Origin of the sequence: Streptomyces sp. NBC_00704, assembly GCF_036226605.1 — a bacterium.
In the GTDB taxonomy this organism is placed as follows: domain Bacteria; phylum Actinomycetota; class Actinomycetes; order Streptomycetales; family Streptomycetaceae; genus Streptomyces.
In genome coordinates, this window is the sequence record NZ_CP109000.1 from 5631894 (window position 1) to 5650696 (window position 18803).

The window sequence follows — 18803 nt, forward strand, 5'->3', positions numbered from 1 at the left end:
TTACTCATGCGTGCCCCGGGCGGGACGGGGGAAACCGCCCCGCCCCGGGGTAGCGGGCCCGCGGCCCCGGACTAGGCCGGATCCTTGCGCAGCCGGAACCAGTAGAAGCCGTGCCCGGCCAGCGTCAGCAGGTAGGGCAGCTCGCCGACCGCCGGGAAGCGCACCCCGCCGAACAGCTCCACCGGATACCGCCCCATGAAGCGGCTGAGGTCGAGTTCGGTGGGCTGTGCGAAGCGTGAGAAGTTGTGCACGCACAGCACCAGGTCGTCCTCGTGTTCGCGCAGGAAGGCGAGGACGGCGGGGTTGGAGGAGGGCAGTTCGGTGTAGGTGCCCAGGCCGAAGGCGTGGTTCTGCTTGCGGATCTCGATCATGCGGCGGGTCCAGTGCAGCAGCGAGGAGGGCGACGACATGGACGCCTCGACGTTGGTGACCTGGTAGCCGTAGACGGGGTCCATGATGGTGGGCAGGGAGAGGCGGCCGGGGTCGCAGGAGGAGAAGCCGGCGTTGCGGTCGGGGGTCCACTGCATGGGGGTGCGCACGGCGTCGCGGTCGCCGAGCCAGATGTTGTCGCCCATGCCGATCTCGTCGCCGTAGTAGAGGATCGGGGAGCCGGGCAGGGACAGCAGCAGTGCGGTGAACAGCTCGATCTGGTTGCGGTCGTTGTCGAGGAGGGGCGCGAGGCGGCGGCGGATGCCGATGTTGGCGCGCATACGCGGGTCTTTGGCGTATTCGGCGTACATGTAGTCGCGCTCTTCGTCGGTGACCATCTCGAGGGTCAGCTCGTCGTGATTGCGCAGGAAGATGCCCCACTGGCAGTTCGCGGGGATGGCGGGGGTCTTGGCGAGGATCTCGGAGACGGGGTAGCGCGACTCGCGGCGCACGGCCATGAAGATGCGCGGCATGACGGGGAAGTGGAAGGCCATGTGGCATTCGTCGCCGCCGGAGGCGTAGTCGCCGAAGTAGTCCACGACGTCCTCGGGCCACTGGTTGGCCTCCGCCAGGATCACCGTGTCCGGATAGGCGGCGTCGATCTCCTTGCGGACCCGCTTGAGGAACTCGTGCGTCGCGGGGAGGTTCTCGCAGTTCGTGCCCTCCTCGGCGTACAGGTAGGGCACGGCGTCGAGGCGGAACCCGTCGATCCCCAGGTCCAGCCAGAACCGCAGCGCGGAGATCATCTCGTCCTGGACGGCCGGGTTCTCGTAGTTGAGGTCGGGCTGGTGGGAGAAGAAGCGGTGGAAGAAGTACTGCTTGCGGACGGGGTCGAAGGTCCAGTTGGAGACCTCGGTGTCGACGAAGATGATGCGGGCGTCGCCGTACTGCTTGTCGTCGTCGGCCCACATGTAGTAGTCGCCGTAGGGGCCGTCGGGGTCCTTGCGCGACTCCTGGAACCACGGGTGCTGGTCGCTGGTGTGGTTCATGACGAAGTCGATGATGACGCGCATGCCGCGCTGGTGGGCGGCGTCGACGAACTCGACGAAGTCGGCGAGGTCGCCGAACTCGGGCAGGACGGCGGTGTAGTCGGAGACGTCGTAGCCGCCGTCGCGCAGGGGCGACTTGAAGAAGGGCGGCAGCCAGAGGCAGTCGACGCCGAGCCATTGCAGGTAGTCCAGTTTGGCGGTGATGCCCTTGAGGTCGCCGACGCCGTCGCCGTTGCTGTCCTGGAACGAGCGGACGAGGACTTCGTAGAAGACGGCGCGCTTGAACCACTCGGGGTCGCGGTCCTTGGCGGGAGTGTCCTCGAAGGTGTCCGGAACGGGCTCGTTGACGATCATGATGTGGGTGACCCTCCGATCTGCGGGTTGGACGGTCGCAGGACGGTGAAGACGTGCGCGGGCCGGGTGCCCGGTTCGAGGCGCACGTAGTTGGCCCTGCCCCAGTGGTAGGTCTCGCCGGTCAGCTCGTCGCGCACCGGCGCGGACTCGTGCCAGTCCAGGCCGAGTTGCGGCATGTCCAACGACACCGTCGCCTCCTGGGTGTGGTGGGGGTCGAGGTTGACGACCACCAGAACCGTGTTCGAGCCGCTCCTCTTCGAGTAGGCGATCACCGCTTCCTGGTCGGTGTGGTGGAAGCGCAGGTTGCGCAGCCGGTGCAGGGCCGGGTGGGCCCGCCGGATCTCGTTGAGCCTCGTGATCAGCGGGGCCAGGCTGCGGCCCTCGCGCTCGGCCGCCTCCCAGTCACGCGGCCTGAGCTGGTACTTCTCCGAGTCCAGGTACTCCTCGCCGCCCTCCCGCAACGGCGCGTTCTCGCACAGCTCGTAGCCGCTGTAGAGGCCCCAGGTCGGGGAGAGGGTCGCGGCCAGCACGGCCCGGATCTCGAACGCGGGCCGGCCGCCGTGCTGCAGATAGGCGTGCAGGATGTCCGGCGTGTTGGGGAAGAAGTTGGGCCGCATGTAGGAGGCGGCCTCCCCCGAGAGTTCGGTTAGGTACTCCGTCAGTTCCTGCTTCGTGTTGCGCCAGGTGAAGTAGGTGTAGGACTGCTGGAAGCCGATCTGGCCGAGCGTGTGCATCATCGCCGGGCGGGTGAAGGCCTCGGCGAGGAAGATCACGTCCGGGTCGGCCCCGTTCACCTCGCCGATGACCCGCTCCCAGAACACGACCGGCTTGGTGTGCGGGTTGTCCACCCGGAAGATCCGCACCCCGTACGCCATCCAGTGCCGCAGCACCCGGACGGTCTCGGCGACCAGGCCGTCCATGTCGGCGTCGAAGGCGATCGGGTAGATGTCCTGGTACTTCTTCGGCGGGTTCTCCGCGTAGGCGATCGTCCCGTCCGGACGGTGGTGGAACCACTCCGGGTGTTTCTGCACCCACGGGTGGTCGGGGGAGCACTGAAGGGCGAAGTCGAGGGCGATCTCCAGCCCCAGCTCGCGGGCCCGCTCCACGAACGCGGCGAAGTCCTCCAGGGTGCCCAGGTCGGGGTGGACGGCGTCGTGGCCGCCCTCCGGCGAGCCGATCGCCCACGGCACGCCCACGTCGTCCGGCCCAGGATCGAGGGTGTTGTTGCGGCCCTTGCGGAACGTCGTCCCGATGGGATGGATCGGCGGGAGGTAGACGACGTCGAAGCCCATCCTCGCGATGGCCGGCAGTCGGCGGGCGGCGGTGCGGAACGTGCCGTGCGGGCGCTCCGGAGTGCCCTCCGAGCGCGGGAAGAACTCGTACCAGGACCCGTACAGGGCCCGCTCCCGCTCCACCAGCAGCGGCAGCGGCTCCGAGGCCGTCACCAGCTCCCGCAGCGGATGCCGCTCCAGGACGGCGTCCACCTCGGGCGTCAGCGCCGCCGCCAGCCGTGAGACGGCCGGACGGCTCTCGTCGCGCAGGGCCTCGGCGGCCGCCAGCACCGCGGTGCGGTCCGGCCCCTCGGGCGCTCCGGCGGCGGCCCGCTCGTACAGACGCGCGCCCTCCTCCAGGACCGCTTCCGTGTCCATCCCGGCGGGGATCTTGATGCGGGCGTGATGCCGCCAGGTGGCGACCGGGTCGCCCCAGGCCTCCACCGTGTAGGTCCAGCGGCCCTCCGCGTCCGGGGTGACGTCCGCCCCCCAGCGGTCCGTGCCGGGGGCCAGCTCGCGCATCGGCGTCCACGGGCCGGGCGAGCCCTGCGGATCCCGCAGGACCACGTTGGCGGCGACCGCGTCATGCCCCTCGCGGAACACCGTGGCCGAGACCTCGAACGTCTCGCCGACGACCGCCTTGGCCGGCCGGCGCCCCTGCTGGACCAGGGGGCGGACGTCGAGGACGGGTATGCGCCCGACGGCGGTGGCACGACCGCCCCCGGCGCAACCGGGGCCCCGAGCCGCCCCGGCCCGCTCCGTCCACTCGGCGGATCCGTCGGCGGCGACGCCCTTCGCGCCCTTGGCCGCCTTGCCGCCCTTGGCGCGCTTGCCGTCCTTGCCGGTGCTGCCGCTCTTGCTGCTCTTGCCGCCCTTGGCGGCCTTGCCGCTCCTGACGGTCTCGCCGCTCGTGGCGGCCCTGCTGGTCCTGCCGTCCTCGTGCGGGGGACCGGTCTCGGCGGTCCCGCCGCTCTCGGTACGGGGCGTCGGGGGTGATGACGGGTGGTGCCTGGCTGGCATGACCGCTCCTGTCCGCATCAACGGGGGGTGGGCGGATGGATGTGGGGAGGTGGGTCCTGCGGGGTGAATACCTGCTGGGGGAGTACCGGGGGAGCCTTCCACCCTATTCGGGTGTGCAATCCGGCGCTTTGTTAACAGCTCCCGCCCATGTCTTTACACAAGAGACGCCTGGATCCGGACGAACGCGGAGCCGCTTCCGGACGTCCGTCCCATGAACGGTGGCACGCGCGGGAGCCTCTCCGGCGAACCGGACCCACGGCCGGACACCTTGCCGTGCGACCCCTCCACGACCACGCCGGACCGGGCGGGGGCGCGCACCGCCGCGCACGGGACCGGCAGCCCGGCGACGGGTGCCGTCCCCGCCGGTGCGGCGCGGACAGGGGGACGGCCGACGGCGCGGCGGCCGCCACGACCGCCGTCAGGCCCCCCGCCCGGCGCAGACGCGCGCGTCCGTGCCATGGTCCGAGTTCCCCTCCTCGACGCGGCGCGCCCCGGCCGGGCCCGGGCACGCCAGGGGCAGCCTCTCGCGGTGCGCGAAGCGCCACAAGGCGGCCTCCGGGGCGGAAGCGGGCGGAAACAGGGTTTTCGGCCCGTTGCGGCCCCGCCCGGGACACCGGGTCCAGGGCGGCCCGTCCCTTGCGGCGTCCGCGGTGCGCGGCCGTCCGCGGCGAAACGCGGCGGCCCGCGGGCGGCCAGCCCCCAGCGAGGTCGACACCCGCGCCGGTACCGTTTCCGTAGACGTGGGCCCACACCGCCGTGGGTCCATCCAGCGAACGCGCTACGCCGAGGTGGAATGTGAAGGCGATCCGTCGATTCACCGTCCGACCCCTCCTCCCCGAACCCCTCCGACCGCTCAGCGACCTGTCCCGCAATCTGCGCTGGTCGTGGCACGCGCAGACCCGTGACCTCTTCCAGTCCGTCGATCCCGAGTGCTGGGCGCTCGTCGACGGCGACCCGGTGAGACTCCTCGGCAGCGTGCGCCCGGCACGTCTCGCCGAGCTGGCCGAGGACCGCCGCTTCCTGCGCCGGCTCGCCGCCGCCGCCGACGACCTGCACGACTACCGCACCGGCGACCGCTGGTACCAGGCGCAGCCCGCCTCCGCGGGACTGCCCGCCGCCATCGCCTACTTCTCGCCCGAGTTCGGCGTCACCGCCGCGCTCCCGCAGTACTCCGGCGGTCTCGGCATCCTCGCGGGCGACCACCTGAAGGCGGCCAGCGACCTGGGCGTCCCGCTGATCGGCGTCGGACTGCTCTACCGGCACGGCTACTTCCGCCAGTCGCTGTCGCGGGACGGCTGGCAGCAGGAGCACTACCCCGTCCTCGACCCCAACGAGCTGCCGGTGACCCTGCTGCGGGAGGACGACGGCTCGCCCGCGCGCGTCTCCCTCGCCCTGCCGGGCGGCAAACGGCTCCACGCCCGCGTCTGGCTGGCCCAGGTCGGCCGCGTCCCGCTCCTCATGCTCGACTCCGACGTCGAGGAGAACGACCACGGCGAACGCGGGGTGACCGACCGGCTCTACGGCGGCGGCAGCGAGCACCGGCTGCTCCAGGAGATGCTGCTCGGCATAGGAGGTGTCCGGGCGGTACGCGCGTACTGCCGGCTGACGGGGCACCCGCGGCCCGAGGTGTTCCACACCAACGAGGGCCACGCGGGCTTCCTCGGCCTGGAGCGCATCGCCGAACTCGGCGACGAGGGGCTCGACTTCGACTCCGCGCTGGAAGCGGTGCGAGCCGGGACGGTCTTCACCACCCACACCCCGGTCCCCGCCGGCATCGACCGCTTCGACCGCGGTCTCGTCGCCCGGCACTTCGGCCCCGACGCCGAGCTGCCGCGCATCGACGTCGACCGCATCCTGCGGCTGGGCATGGAGACCTACCCCGGCGGCGAGCCGAACCTCTTCAACATGGCCGTCATGGGCCTGCGGCTGGCCCAGCGCGCGAACGGCGTGTCCCTGCTGCACGGCAGTGTCAGCCGGGAGATGTTCTCCGGCCTGTGGCCCGGGTTCGACCCCGACGAGGTGCCGATCACGTCCGTCACCAACGGCGTGCACGCCCCCACGTGGGTGGCTCCCGAGGTGCTGCGCCTGGGGGCCCGCCAGATCGGCGCCGAGCGCGCCGAGGACGCCCTCAGCGTCGGCGGCTCGGAGCGCTGGGACGCCGTCGCCGACATCCCCGACCAGGACGTCTGGGAGCTGCGCCGCGATCTGCGCGAGCAGCTCGTGGTGGAGGTGCGCCGGCGACTGCGCGCCTCCTGGCGTCAACGCGGCGCGGCCACGGCCGAGTTGGGCTGGATCGACGGCGTCCTCGACCCGGACGTCCTCACCATCGGCTTCGCCCGCCGGGTCCCCTCGTACAAGCGGCTGACGCTGATGCTGCGCGACCGCGACCGGCTCACGGACCTGCTGCTGCACTCCGAGCGGCCGATCCAGATCGTCGTCGCGGGCAAGGCGCACCCGGCGGACGACGGCGGGAAGCGCCTGGTCCAGGAGCTGGTCCGGTTCACCGACGACCCGCGCGTGCGGCACCGGATCGTCTTCCTGCCCGACTACGGCATGGCGATGGCGCAGAAGCTGTACCCCGGCTGCGACATCTGGCTGAACAACCCCCTGCGTCCGCTGGAGGCCTGCGGCACGTCCGGCATGAAGGCGGCGCTCAACGGCTGTCTCAACCTGTCCGTCCTGGACGGCTGGTGGGACGAGTGGTTCCAGCCCGACTTCGGCTGGGCGATCCCCACCGCGGACGGCGCCGGCACCGACGTCGACCGCCGTGACGACATCGAGGCGGCCGCCCTCTACGACCTCCTCGAACAGCGGATCGCGCCGCGTTTCTACGAACGCGGCCGGGCGGGCCTGCCCGACCGCTGGATCGAGATGGTCCGCCGGACGCTCGGCAATCTCGGCCCCAAGGTGCTGGCGGGGCGCATGGTCCGCGAGTACGTGGAGCGGCTCTACGCGCCGGCCGCCCACGCGCACCGGACGATGGCCCCCGGCACGGCGCGTGAACTCGCCCAATGGAAGCAGCGGGTGCGCTCCTCCTGGCACGCCGTGCGGGTCGACCACGTCGAGACGTCGGTGACCGCCGCCACCGCCGAACTCGGCACGACCCTCGCGCTCAGGGTGCGGGTGGGCCTCGGCGACCTCACCCCCGACGACGTCGAGGTGCAGGCCGTGTCGGGCCGCGTCGACGAGGAGGACCGGATCACGGACGCCTCGTCGGTCCCGCTCAAACCGGCGGGCGGCCCCGACCTGGAGGGCCGCTGGGTCTACGAGGGCCCGCTCTCCCTGGACCGCACCGGCCCGTTCGGCTACACCGTCCGCATCCTGCCGGCCCACCGGCTGCTGGCCTCCGGCGCGGAACTCGGACTGGTGGAGGTGCCGTCGGAGGAGGCCGTCGAGGGCGCGGGCGTGCTGCTGCGCTGACGTCTGACGCCGGACGCCGGACGTCCGAAGTCCGACGTCCGACGCCGGACGCTCGGCAGTCGAACGCCTTCCCGCGCGGGGTCGCGTCCGCTGGGAGGGGACGCCGGGCTGACGTCCGGCGGCCGCCCGGCAGTCGAAGGCCGTCCGCCTTCCCGTCGTGCCGCAGCCCGGAGCGCCCGGGCGGGCGGCCGCCGGGAGGGCGTGGCCGCGTCCCACCGGGAGGAGCAGCGGGCCGGGCTGACCTCCGGCGGCCGCCCTCCCGCGGCTGCCGGGCCCGGCCGGCCGGGGCACGGACGTCCCCGCACGCGCCGGAGCCGGCCGCGCCGGGGGCGCCGGGCGGACGGGGCGGGGTAATTCGGTGGGCGCGGGGGCCCGGACGGCGCTATCGTCCCGGCGATGACCACTCCTTCTGCACACAGATCGGGGGACCCGTCCGCGCAAGGTGAGTGCTGATGCCCACTCACTCCGTGAACGAGGACCACCGCTTGTCCTTCTGGCCGCGCGTGCGCGAGTTCGCCGTGCCGGCCGCCATGATCGAGACCGCGACCGCCCGCCGCCGCGCCGGGGACTGGGCCGGAGCGTGCGCCGCCGCCGGGTTCGACGTCGACTTCGATCTGCGGCTCCGGGCGCGTACCCACGGCCGCGAGTCGGCTGTCCGGATCCGCTCCGACCTGCGCCATCTGGCCCCCGACCTGCTGCGCTGGCATCTGCCGAGGATCGCCCCCGACGGGCTGCTGCGCCCCGGCCTGACCGTCGCGCTCGCCCGCTACGACCGCGCCGGGCGCGACGGGGTGCGTCCGGTGCAGCTCGTCCTGCGCACCCCGCCCGCCTGGGCCGACGCGGGGCAGCGCGTCAGCCTCGCCCTGCTGGACGCCTCCGACCCGGCGACGAACGACCGCCGGCATCCGCACCCGCGCCCCGACCGGCGCTTCCGCCTCGACCTGCACCGTCATCTGTGGGACGCGCGCAGGGCCGGTGAACTGCGGGTCAGAAGCGGGGCGGACCTGCCGTCCGTCGCCCCCGCCGCGGATCCGCCCGCCGACCCCGTGCAGGATCCGTCCGGCGTCCGCGCGCTGCGCGAACTCGGCTGCGCGGTGGACCGCTGGGAGGCCGAGGCGAGGATCCTGCTGCGCGCCGAGGGACGGGACGGCGGCTCCGTCCTCGTACGGATCGGGGCCGGGCGACGGCTGGTCCTGGACGTCGGCGAGGACGGTGCGACCACGCCCGCGCGAACGGCCGCCGGACCCGGACCCGGACCGGGGACGGAGACCGGGCGGGCCGGGCCCGTCCTGCGCGGCGCCGAGGGCCGTGACGCGTCGCTGCCGGTGCTGCCGGACGCGGCGACCTGGGTGCTGCCCGACCTGACGCTGCTGCGCTCCGGGGCGGTCGGGGCGGGGCAGCTGCATCCGCTGGTCGCCTCGGCGCTCGTGCCCGGCACGCCGGAGCCCCGGCCCGCCCCGCCCGTCGCCGGTCCGGCCGACGGCGACCGGATCCCCGACCCGGCGCTGGGCCGTGCCCGGCTGGTGGCGTGCCAGGGGGCCACGCACCGGATCGGCCTGGTCGACGGCGTGCTGTCCGCGCTGGACCACGACCCGGCCGAGATCCGGCGCGAGGAGCTGCTGGCCGCGCTCACCGGCACCCCGCTGCCCTGCCTGCGGGCGATCGACCGCGCGCACCGGCGTCCCGACTGCCTCGTCGGCGTGCGCGACCGGCTGCTCCACGGCGACGTCGCCGGGGCGCTGGCCGTCGTCGAGGGCCTGCTGGGTCCCGACGCGGTCCTGCGCGACGGCCCGCTGCGGGACGAACTGGAGTCGGCCGCGCGCCGGCGGATCGTCCACGGCCTGTTCCGGGCCGGCCTGACCGGCTCCGGGCCCGGTCCGGACCGCCGTCCCGCGCGTCCGCGCCCGCCGCGGCGCCACGCGCACTGACCGCGAAGCCGCCGCCGCCCCCCTCGAACCCTCACGCGCCTGCGCGCCGCCCGCCGCCCTCTCGACCTCAAAGGTGATGCCTCATGCCCAGCCCCATGCCCACGCAGACCCCCTGCCCGCCGCACGCTCCCGCCGCCCCCGCCCCGACCCCCGTCGCCGCCCCGACCCCCGTCGCCGCCCCCTCCGTTGAGCCCGCGCCCTCCCGGCTCGACGTGGCGGGCCGGCTGCTGTCCCTGCTGCGGGACGTCACCACCGAACCCCGCCCCGACAACCGGCTGGAGGCCCTCACCCTGGCCGTGGCCGCCGACCTGCCCGTGCTGCTGTGGGGCGAGCCGGGGATCGGCAAGACCGCGGCGCTGACCCAGCTCGCCGACTCCCTCGGCCTTCCGCTGACGACCGTCATCGCCAGCGTGCACGAGCCGTCCGACTTCTCGGGCCTGCCCGTCGTCGGGGACGATCCCGCGGAGCAGGGCGTGCCGATGGCCCCGCCGGACTGGGCGGTGCGACTGGTGCGGGCCGGCCGGGGCCTGCTGTTCCTCGACGAGCTGTCCACCGCGCCGCCCGCCGTGCAGGCCGCGCTGCTGCGTCTGGTGCTGGAGCGGCGGATCGGGGCGCTGACCCTGCCGCCCGGCGTGCGGATCGTGGCCGCCGCCAACCCGCGCTCCTCGGCGGCCGACGGCTGGGAGCTGAGCCCGCCGCTCGCCAACCGGTTCGTGCATCTGCAGTGGACCCACGACCACGAGGTCGTCGTGCGCGGCCTCGGCGGGACCTGGCCCCGGGCGACCCTGCCCCGGCTCGACCCGGCGAAGCTCGCCGAAGCCGTGGACTTCGCCCGGCGCGCGGTGTGCGGGCTGCTCGCGGCCCGGCCCAAGCTGGTGCACCAGCTGCCGAGCAGCGAGGCGCGCCGTGGCGGGGCCTGGCCGTCGCCGCGCAGCTGGGAGACGACCCTGACCCTGGTCGCCTTCGCGACGGCGGCGGGCTCGTCCCGCGACGTGCTGTCCCTGCTGGTGAGGGGCGCGGTCGGCGACGGCCCGGGGCTGGAGCTGCTGGCGAGCCTGGACCGGATGGACCTGCCCGACCCGGAGACGCTGCTCGCCGACCCGGCGGGCGCCGAACTGCCCGAGCGCGGCGACCTGCGCCAGGCCGTCCTCGACGGGGTGGTGGCGGCGGTCCGGGCCCGCCCGGACCGGGCCCGCTGGGACGCGGCGTGGGCGCTCCTCGTCCGGGCCCTGGAGACCGGCGCCCCGGACCTCGTGGTCGTCCCCGCGACGACGCTCGCCTCGCTGCGGCGCGACGACTGGGACGTGCCGGCGGCGATCGAGCGGCTCGCCGGGGTGGTGACCCTGTCCCGCCGGGCGGACCGGGCGGCCGACCGTGCGGCGACCCGCAACGCGCCGACCGCGAAGGCCGGCCGGTGAGCGCCGACCGCGAAGGCCGACCGGTGAGCGCCGGAAAGCCGGGCGCTCCCGGCCGCTCCGGCGGGTCCGACGGCCTCGGCCGTTCCAGGGAGTCCGGCGGGTCCGGCGGCCTCGGCTCCTCCGGCGGGTCCGGTGGCCTCGGCCGTTCCAGGGAGTCCGGCGGGTCTGGCGGCCTCGGCTCCTCCGGCGGGTCCGGTGGCCTCGGCCGCTCCTACGCGCCCGGCGGGTCCGGTGGCCTCGGCCGCTCCTACGCGCCCGGCGGGTCCGGCGGGTCCGGTGGCCGCGGCTCCTCCGGCGGGTCCGGCGGCCTCGGCCGCTCCAAGGAGTCCGGCGGGTCCGGCGGCCTCGGCCGCTCCAAGGAGTCCGGCGGGTACGACGGCCTCGGCCGCTCCAGGGAGTCCGGCGGGTCCGGCGGCCTCGGCTCCTCCGGCGGGTCCGGTGGCCTCGGCCGCTCCCACGCGCCCGGGGGGTTCGGCTCGGGGGGCGCGGGCGGGGCCGGGGCGCTGGATGTCGGCAAGCTGTTCGCGGCCCGGCTCCAGGCGGTCCGGGCCCGGCCCTACCTCGCGACGGCCCTGTTCGCCCTGCACCCGGTGGAGTCGCGGCACGTGCCGACGATGGCCGTGGACCGGCACTGGCGGTGCTACGTCTCACCGGTGTTCGTGGACCGCACGCCCGTGGAGGAGCTGGCCGGGGTCTGGGTGCACGAGGTGTCGCACCTGCTGCGCGACCACCACGGGCGCAGCGACCGGTTCGCCCGGCAGCACGCGCTGACCGGCCCGGGCGAGCGGCTGCGGATGAACATCGCCGCGGACTGCGAGATCAACGACGACGCCTACGGGGACGGGCTGGTGCGGCCCGAGGGTGTCGTCACACCGGCCGGACTGGGGCTGCCGGAGGGCGAGTTGATGGAGGAGTACCTGACCCGGTTCCGGCTCGGCCCGCACACCCTGGACTTCGCCTGGCTGGACTGCGGCAGCGGCGTCGACGGACGGGACCGGGAGTGGGACCTGGGTCCGGACGGCGCCCACGGACTGAGCGAGCAGGAACGGGACGCGGTCCGCTTCCGCGTGGCGCAGGGCATCTCGGGCCGCCGCGGGAGCACGCCCGCCGGGTGGCGGCGCTGGGCCGAGGAGGCGTTCCATCCGCCGCAGCCGTGGCGGGAGTTGCTGGGCGCGGCGATCCGCTCGGCGGTGTCCGGGCCGGGCGCGGGCGAGGACTACTCCTACGGCCGTCCCTCGCGCCGCTCGGCGGGGGTGCCCGGCGTGGTGCTGCCGAGTCTGCGCCGTCGCCCCCCGCGGGTGAGCGTCGTCGTCGACACCTCGGGGTCGATCAGCGACGCCGAACTGGGCAGCGCCCTGCTGGAGGTCGCGGCGATCGGGCGGGCCGTGGGCGGCCGGCGCGACATGGTCACCGTCGTGCCCTGCGACGCGGCGGCGCATCTGGCCCACCCCCTGTGCCGGGGCGAGGGGATCCCCCTGCTGGGCGGTGGGGGCACGGACCTGCGCGCGGGCTTCGCCCGGGCCCTGCGCTCGCGTCCCGCGCCGGACGTGATCGTCGCCCTGACCGACGGGCAGACCCCCTGGCCCGAGGCCCGCCCGCCGTGCCGCACGGTGGTGGGCCTGTTCCCCCGGACCCGGACCTCCTACCGCGAAAACGATCCCGACGCCGTGCCGGACTCCCCGCCGGACTGGGCCCGGGTGGTGGAGATCGGCTGATTCGGCGTCAATCGGCATGCTGGAAGGGCCGGTTGGCGGATGGGGGGCGGGGCGGCCGGGGGAATCCCCTCGCCGCGCGCCGGCCGGGCTGCCATAGGCTGTGCCGTCCGGTGAGCGACGCAGAGAGAGGGCCACGGAGCGTGTCCGACAGATCGCCCGAAGAACACGGATCCGGTGCGCGGGAGGGGGACGGTGGCGGGTCCTCTCCGGGGGCCGCCGGTTCCATATCCGACGAGGAGTGGGCGAAGTTCGTCCAGGACAGCGCGCGGGGGATACCCGACTCCGCCCCGAAGGAGCCGTCCGCTCGGGCCCGCATGGTGACCGAGCGGCTGCGGCGTCAGGAGGAGCGCGGCGAGCTGCCGTCGGGCTGGCGCACGGGGCCGTCCCTGCGCGAGACGCAGAGGAGGGCGACGCGCAGGCGGCGGCTGTGGGCGATCGTCGGGCTGCCCGTCGCGGCGGCCCTGGCCGTCGTCGCGATGCGGCCCTCGCTGCTGCCCGGCGACCCCTTCGGCGCGGGGGACCCGGAGGCGGCCGCCTCGCCGCTGCCGGCCGAGACCGCGGCCCCGACCGCCGCGCCCGGCGCGGTCGATCCGCAGACGCCCACCCTGGAACGGCCGTTCGCCGGTTCCCCCGCGCTGCGGTGGGCCGACGGCGCCGCCGGCATCGTCGTGCCCCCGGCGACCCCGGTGGGAACGCTGTCCAAGGCCCAGGTGGAGAAGGCGCTCCAGAGCAGCAGGAAGCTGCTGATCGACGCCAACCTCGACCCGGCGACCCTGCGCGGCGACCGTCCCCGGGCCGCGCTCGCCGCGATCGAGCCGCGGCAGAAGGACCTGCTGACCCTGCTGAACACCGGCCTGAGCAAGCCGGACGAGGCGCACGACCCGCTGTCCCTGTTCAGCCGCTTCGACCCCCGCCGGCTGCGCCTGGTCGGCGAGGTGGTGAAGACGCGGGGGCGCATGACGTTCACGGCGGGCGAGCACGCCTCCGTCGTCGTGCACGCCGACTACACCTTCGTCTACCCGGTGACGCGCGTCGACGAGAACGCCCCGACCGAGGTCGCCCGCACGATCGTGCGGCGCGTGCTCGACCTGGAGTTCCCCGATCCGCGCAAGTACGTCGCCACGCCCGGCAGGTTCAGGGTCGTCAGGTACGACCGGGACATCGGCAACTCCGCCTGCGACGTCTACGACGGCTTCCTGCACCCGCGGTTCCCGACGTCCGGGACGACGGCCGAGCCCACGGGCGCGGCTCCGAGCGGACCGACCGTGGACCCCTACGACCGCAGCCGGGACCTGACCGGAAACGGCGACGAGCCCTGCGGCGTGACGTCCCGCACCTGAGCCGCCGCCGGGCGGGACCGCCCTCCCGCCCGGCTACGCGTCCTCGCCCGCGCACAGCCCCCGGAGCACCGTGCCGCAGCGGCGGGCGTACGCCTGTTGCAGGCCTCGCGTGGCGGGACCGCCGGCCCTCGCGTACCACTTGGCGCCCCGGCTGAAGGCGGAGACCGTCAGCCAGACCGTGCCGTCCCCGGTGCGGTCGACGACGAAGGACTCCTCGCCGGTCTCGGGGTGGCCGGGGAGGGTGCCGTAGGCCCAGCCGGCGCGCCGGTGCTCGTCCACCGTCCACACCACCCGGCAGGGGGCCCTGACCAGGCCGGCCAGGGTGACGGTGACGTCCACGTCCGGGGCCGCGCGGTCCGCGGAGGCGTCGACGCCCACGCCGAGGGCGCGGTGCATCTCCCACGTCATGACGGCCTCCGCGGCGCGGCGGAAGACCTCGTGCCCCTCGCCGAGGCGGGCGCGGACGTGGAGGGGGTGGTACCCCGGCGGGCAGAAGCCCGGGCGGTCGCGGGTCGCGCCGACCTCGTCGTACGTGAAGTCGTTCGAAGACATGGGAGCCAAGAGTAGGGCGGCACCCGGGGATGCCTTCTCCCCGGGTGCCGCCCGTGACTCACCGCCGTGGCGTCAGCTGACGTTGACCGCCGACCAGGCGGCCGCGACCGCCTTGTACTCGGCGCTGGTGGAGCCGTACAGGGCGGAGGCCGCGCTCAGCGTCCCCGTCCGCGCCGACTTGTAGTTCGTCGTCGACGTGAAGTACGTGGTGAGCGCCTTGTACCAGATCTGGAGCGCCTTGGCGCGGCCGATGCCGGTGACCGTGGAGCCGTTGGACGTCGGCGAGTTGTAGGACACGCCGTTGATCGTCTTGGAACCGCTGCCCTCGCTCAGGAGGTAGAAGAAGTGGTTCGCGACGCCGGACGAGTAGTGCACGTCCTTGTTGCCGACGGAGGAGGACCAGGAGTCCGCCGAGCCGCCGTCCTTGCTGGGCTTGTCCATGTAGCGCAGCGGGGTGCCGTCGCCGTTGATGTTGATCTTCTCGCCGATGAGGTAGTCACCCTTGTCGGACGCGTTGTTGGCGTAGAACTCCACGCCGGTGCCGAAGATGTCCGAGGTGGCCTCGTTCAGACCGCCGGACTCGCCGGAGTAGTTCAGGCCCGCCGTGTTCGAGGTGACGCCGTGGCTCATCTCGTGGCCGGCCACGTCCAGCGAGGTGAGCGGGTGGTTGTTGCCGTCGCCGTCGCCGTACGTCATGCAGAAGCAGCTGTCGTCCCAGAACGCGTTGACGTACGCGTTGCCGTAGTGGACGCGGGAGTAGGCGGCGACGCCGTTGTTCTTGATGCCGCTGCGGCCGAACGTGGACTTGTAGAAGTCCCAGGTGACCTGCGCGCCGTAGGCGGCGTCCACGGCGGCCGTCTGGTCCGTGGCGGAGCTGGAGGCCGCGCCGGTGCCCCAGGTGTCGTCCGCGTCGGTGAACAGGGTGCCCGCGGAGGACGAGGTGCCGTGCGACTTGTTGTACGTCTTGTGTCCGCCGCGCGAGCCGTCCGTCAGGTTGTACGTCGAGCCCGACTTGGTGGTGCCGAGGGTGACGGTGCCCGAGTAGAGGCTCTTGCCGGTGCCGGTCTCGATGCCCTGGTACTCGTAGAGCTTCTTGCCGGTGGCCGCGTCGGTGATGACGTGCAGCTCGCTCGGGGTGCCGTCGTCCTGCAACCCGCCGACGACCGTCTCGAAGGCGAGGACCGGGGCGCCGTTCGCCGCCCAGACCACCTTGCGGGGGGCCTGGTCGGCCGCGGTGGACTCGGAGCCCACGGCCTTGGCGGCGGTGAGCGCCTGCTTCTCCGCCTTGGCCGGGGCGACCTTCGCGGTCAGCGTGGCCACCTTGATGGTGGCCGGGTTGGCCTTGGTGACGCCCTTGGACGCGCCGGTGGCCGACTCGTGCACGACGAGGTCGCCGCCGAGGACCGGCAGGCCCGCGTAGGTGCGCTCGTAGCGGGTGTGGACGGTGCCGTCGGCGTCCTTGACGACGTCCTTGACGACGAGCTTCTCCTTCGCGCCGAGGCCTATCGCCTGGGCGGTCTCGGGCGCGTCGACCTGCTGCTGCTTGATCAGCGTCGTGCGGGCGGCGGCCGACAGCTGGACCGGCGCGGCCGGCTGGGCCGCCCTGCCGCCGTTCTCCGCGGGGGTCTGGGCGGTGGCGGTACCGGCGGTCAGACCGGTGGTGACCAGGGCTCCGGCCGCGACGGCGGTGGCGATGGCCAGAGTGGTGCGCTTGTGACGCGCGTAGAGGGAGGTCACACAAGCTCCTTGGATGTGGGGGGTCCAGGCGGCGTGGGGCGGCCGCCCGAGACGGGTGTGAAGTTGTGCGGCGGGTGAGGGAAGACTGACATCAAGGCGCGTACATGTCAGGACCCCCAAGTGATGTTGGCCGAAATTCGACTGTCCGGTGAACATTGCAGGAATGTGAACGGCGTCGGCCCCGGTCAACGGCCGCCGCGGGGCCGGTATACGGCGGGTGCGCGGCCGGTGTGCGGCCGGTGACCGGCCGGTGGGCGATGGGCGGGGGAGAGCCGGCCGGGACGACGGCGGAAACGGCGGACGCCGCCCCGGGGGTCGCGACCCCCGGGACGGCGTCAGGTGCGCCGCCCTGCGGACGGCTGTGCGTGGCCCGTGCCGGGCCTGCCGCCTACGGGAAGGTCAGCTTCCAGCTGTTGATGTAGCCGGTGTCCCGGGCCGCGTTGTCCTGGACCTTCAACTGCCACACGCCGTTGGCCGCTTCCGAGGAGGCGTTCACGGTGTACGTGGTGTTGATGTTGTCCGCGCTCCCGCCGGTGCCGTACGCCTTCAGCGTGTACACCGACCCGTCGGGAGCCACCAGTTGCACCCGGAGGTCGCCGATGTAGGTGTGCACGATGTCGACGGCCACCGCGAGGTTCGACGGCGCGTTGCCGGTCCGGCCCGAGACGGTGACCGACGAGGTGACCGCCGCGCCGTTGTCCGGAATCGATACGTCGGCGGTGTTCTCGAAGGAGGTGCCGCCACCGCCGCCGCCACCGCCGGAGCGGGCGCCGACCGCGACGCCGGCCCACGCGTCCTGGACCGCCTTGTACTCGGTGGACGTGGTGCCGTACAGCTCACCGGCCGCCGCCAGCGTGCCGGTGCGGGCCGCCGCGTAGTTGGTGGTCGAGGTGAACTTCGTGGTCAGCGCGCGGAACCAGATCTTCTCCGCCTTGTCGCGGCCGATGCCGGTGACCGGAAGGCCGTCCGCCGTCGGCGAGTTGTAGCTGACGCCGTTGATGACCTTGGCGCCGCTGCCCTCGCTCAGCAGGTAGAAGAAGTGGTTCGCCGGGCCGGACGAGTAGTGGACGTCCACCCCGCCGATCCCCGAGTACCAGCTGTCCTTGGACGCGCCGTCCTTGCTCGGCTTGTCCATGTAGCGCAGCGGCGACCCGTCGCCGTTGATGTCGATCTCCTCGCCGATGAGGTAGTCGCCGACGTCGGACGGGTTCGCCGCGTAGAACTCCACGGAGGTGCCGAAGATGTCCGAGGTGGCCTCGTTGAGACCGCCGGACTCCCCGCTGTAGTTGAGGCCCGCGGTGTTGGAGGTGACGCCGTGCGTCATCTCGTGGCCGGCCACGTCGATCGCCGTCAGCGGGTGCGTGTTGCCCGAGCCGTCGCCGTACGTCATGCAGAAGCAGCCGTCGTCCCAGAACGCGTTGACGTAGTTGTTGCCGTAGTGCACCCGCGAGTACGCGCCGACGCCGTTGCCCTTGATGCCGCTGCGGCCGTGCACGTTCTTGTAGTAGTCCCACGTGAGGGCCGCGCCGTAGTGCGCGTCGGCGGCCGCCGTCTCGGCGTTGGAGGCGGAGCCGTTGCCCCAGACGTCGTCCGGACCGGAGAAGAGCGTGCCGGTGCCGGAGGAGCCGTGGTTGAGGTTGTAGGTCTTGTGGTTGCCGCGCGCCGCGTCGGTCAGGTTGTACGTCGACCCGGACTGCGTCGTGCCGAGCGTCACCGTGCCGCTGTACATCGTGTTGCCGGTGCCGGTCTCGATGCCCTGGTACTCGAACAGCTTGGCGCCCGTCGTCGCGTCCGTGACGACGTGCAGCTCGTTCGGTGTGCCGTCCTTCTGGAGGCCGCCCACCACCGTCTCGTACGCGAGGACCGGGGTGCCGTTGCCGGCCCAGATCACCTTGCGCGGGGCGTGGTCCGCGGCGGCCCCGGCGGCGCCGCCGGCGGCCGCGAGGCCCACTGCCTGCTTCTGCGCCTTCGCCGCGCTGACGGCCGGGCTGAGCGAGGCGACCTTGATGGTGGCCCGGGTCGCCTTGGTGACGGCCTCGGTGGCGCCCGACTTCGCCTTCTCGACGACGAGGTCGCCGCCGAGGACCGGCAGGCCGGCGTAGGTGCGCTCGTAGCGGGTGTGCACGGTGCCGTCGGCGTCCTTGACGACGTCACGGACGACGAGCGCCTCCTTGGCGCCCAGGCCCAGCTCCTTGGCGGTCGCGGCCTTGCCGGCGTCCGCGTCGCGGATCAGCGCGGCGCGCTGGGCGGGGGTGAGGCGCAGCGACTCGGCGCCGGGGTGGGACTGGCCCGCCCGCGGCGACTGCGCGGGGGCGGCGGTGGCGGCCCCCGACTGCACGGCGGCGGCGATGAGCGCGGAGACGCCGACGAGGGCGACGGCCGCGGCACGACGGGTGGTGGTGTGGGGGGTGCGTCTGCGAGAGGGACTGCTGCTCAACACGGACTCCTTCTGCGCGGCCGCGGATCACGCGGCCAGGGGGAGACCCGACGGCGGGTGGGCCGTACGGGCACGACAAAGGCGGTACGCAGAACCAAGGCGGAACCTGGAGCGGGGTGTTGCTGTGGGGTTGCTGTGAACTGGCAGTGGGAAGAGTGGCAGTGGATTGCGCTGTCTGTCAGGAGCGCGTCAG

At 73.7% G+C, this 18803-nt stretch carries 10 protein-coding genes; 5 read left to right on the plus strand and 5 right to left on the minus strand.

Going from position 1 to position 18803, the window contains the following annotated elements; translation table 11 throughout:
• Nucleotides 1-71: 71 nt before the first annotated feature.
• Both treS and OG802_RS24695 read right to left on the minus strand, forming a co-directional pair.
• Nucleotides 72-1772, minus strand: a complete 1701-nt coding sequence (treS, locus tag OG802_RS24690) for a maltose alpha-D-glucosyltransferase (protein ID WP_329413723.1) — start codon at nucleotides 1770-1772, stop codon at nucleotides 72-74.
• On the minus strand, nucleotides 1769-4063 hold the full coding sequence (locus OG802_RS24695; protein ID WP_329413726.1) for an alpha-1,4-glucan--maltose-1-phosphate maltosyltransferase: 2295 nt from the start codon (nucleotides 4061-4063) through the stop codon (nucleotides 1769-1771). The genes treS and OG802_RS24695 overlap by 4 nt, the downstream gene beginning before the upstream one ends.
• Nucleotides 4064-4858: 795 nt before the next feature.
• Here OG802_RS24695 and OG802_RS24700 point away from each other — a divergent pair.
• The 5 genes from OG802_RS24700 to OG802_RS24720 all read left to right on the plus strand — a co-directional run bounded on the left by OG802_RS24700 (nucleotide 4859) and on the right by OG802_RS24720 (nucleotide 13884).
• On the plus strand, nucleotides 4859-7483 hold the full coding sequence (locus OG802_RS24700; RefSeq protein WP_329413728.1) for a glycosyltransferase family 1 protein: 2625 nt from the start codon (nucleotides 4859-4861) through the stop codon (nucleotides 7481-7483).
• 452 nt (nucleotides 7484-7935) lie between these two features.
• A complete protein-coding gene (locus OG802_RS24705) occupies nucleotides 7936-9411 on the plus strand; it encodes a hypothetical protein (RefSeq protein WP_329413731.1) in 1476 nt (491 codons plus the stop codon).
• Nucleotides 9412-9506: 95 nt separating this feature from the next.
• Complete coding sequence (locus OG802_RS24710; RefSeq protein ID WP_329417373.1) at nucleotides 9507-10829, plus strand: AAA family ATPase; 1323 nt, start codon at nucleotides 9507-9509, stop codon at nucleotides 10827-10829.
• Between the two features lie 503 nt (nucleotides 10830-11332).
• Entirely contained in the window at nucleotides 11333-12544 is a 1212-nt protein-coding gene (locus tag OG802_RS24715) for a vWA domain-containing protein (protein WP_329417376.1), read from the plus strand.
• Between the two features lie 140 nt (nucleotides 12545-12684).
• Nucleotides 12685-13884 (plus strand): hypothetical protein, encoded by a 1200-nt coding sequence (locus OG802_RS24720; protein ID WP_329413733.1) that lies wholly within the window; start codon nucleotides 12685-12687, stop codon nucleotides 13882-13884.
• A gap of 33 nt (nucleotides 13885-13917) precedes the next feature.
• On the opposite strand, the gene OG802_RS24725 is transcribed toward OG802_RS24720, so the two are convergent.
• From OG802_RS24725 to OG802_RS24735, 3 genes are all read right to left on the minus strand, one after another.
• Nucleotides 13918-14436 carry a DUF1990 domain-containing protein gene (locus OG802_RS24725; RefSeq protein WP_329413735.1) on the minus strand — a complete coding sequence of 173 codons (519 nt, stop codon included), beginning with the start codon at nucleotides 14434-14436 and terminating at the stop codon, nucleotides 13918-13920.
• Between the two features lie 72 nt (nucleotides 14437-14508).
• Nucleotides 14509-16173: a M4 family metallopeptidase gene (locus OG802_RS24730; RefSeq protein WP_329413737.1), complete on the minus strand. Its 1665-nt coding sequence runs from the start codon at nucleotides 16171-16173 to the stop codon at nucleotides 14509-14511.
• Nucleotides 16174-16561: 388 nt separating this feature from the next.
• Complete coding sequence (locus OG802_RS24735; RefSeq protein ID WP_443055313.1) at nucleotides 16562-18613, minus strand: M4 family metallopeptidase; 2052 nt, start codon at nucleotides 18611-18613, stop codon at nucleotides 16562-16564.
• Nucleotides 18614-18803: the final 190 nt, after the last annotated feature.

Excerpts from the sequence above, each read along its gene's own strand:
- treS (WP_329413723.1), bottom strand. The coding sequence starts at position 1,772 with ATGATCGTCAACGAGCCCGTTCCGGACACCTTCGAGGACACTCCCGCC.
- OG802_RS24695 (WP_329413726.1), bottom strand. The coding sequence starts at position 4,063 with ATGCCAGCCAGGCACCACCCGTCATCACCCCCGACGCCCCGTACCGAG.
- OG802_RS24705 (WP_329413731.1), top strand. The coding sequence starts at position 7,936 with ATGCCCACTCACTCCGTGAACGAGGACCACCGCTTGTCCTTCTGGCCG.
- OG802_RS24710 (WP_329417373.1), top strand. The coding sequence starts at position 9,507 with ATGCCCACGCAGACCCCCTGCCCGCCGCACGCTCCCGCCGCCCCCGCC.
- OG802_RS24725 (WP_329413735.1), bottom strand. The coding sequence starts at position 14,436 with ATGTCTTCGAACGACTTCACGTACGACGAGGTCGGCGCGACCCGCGAC.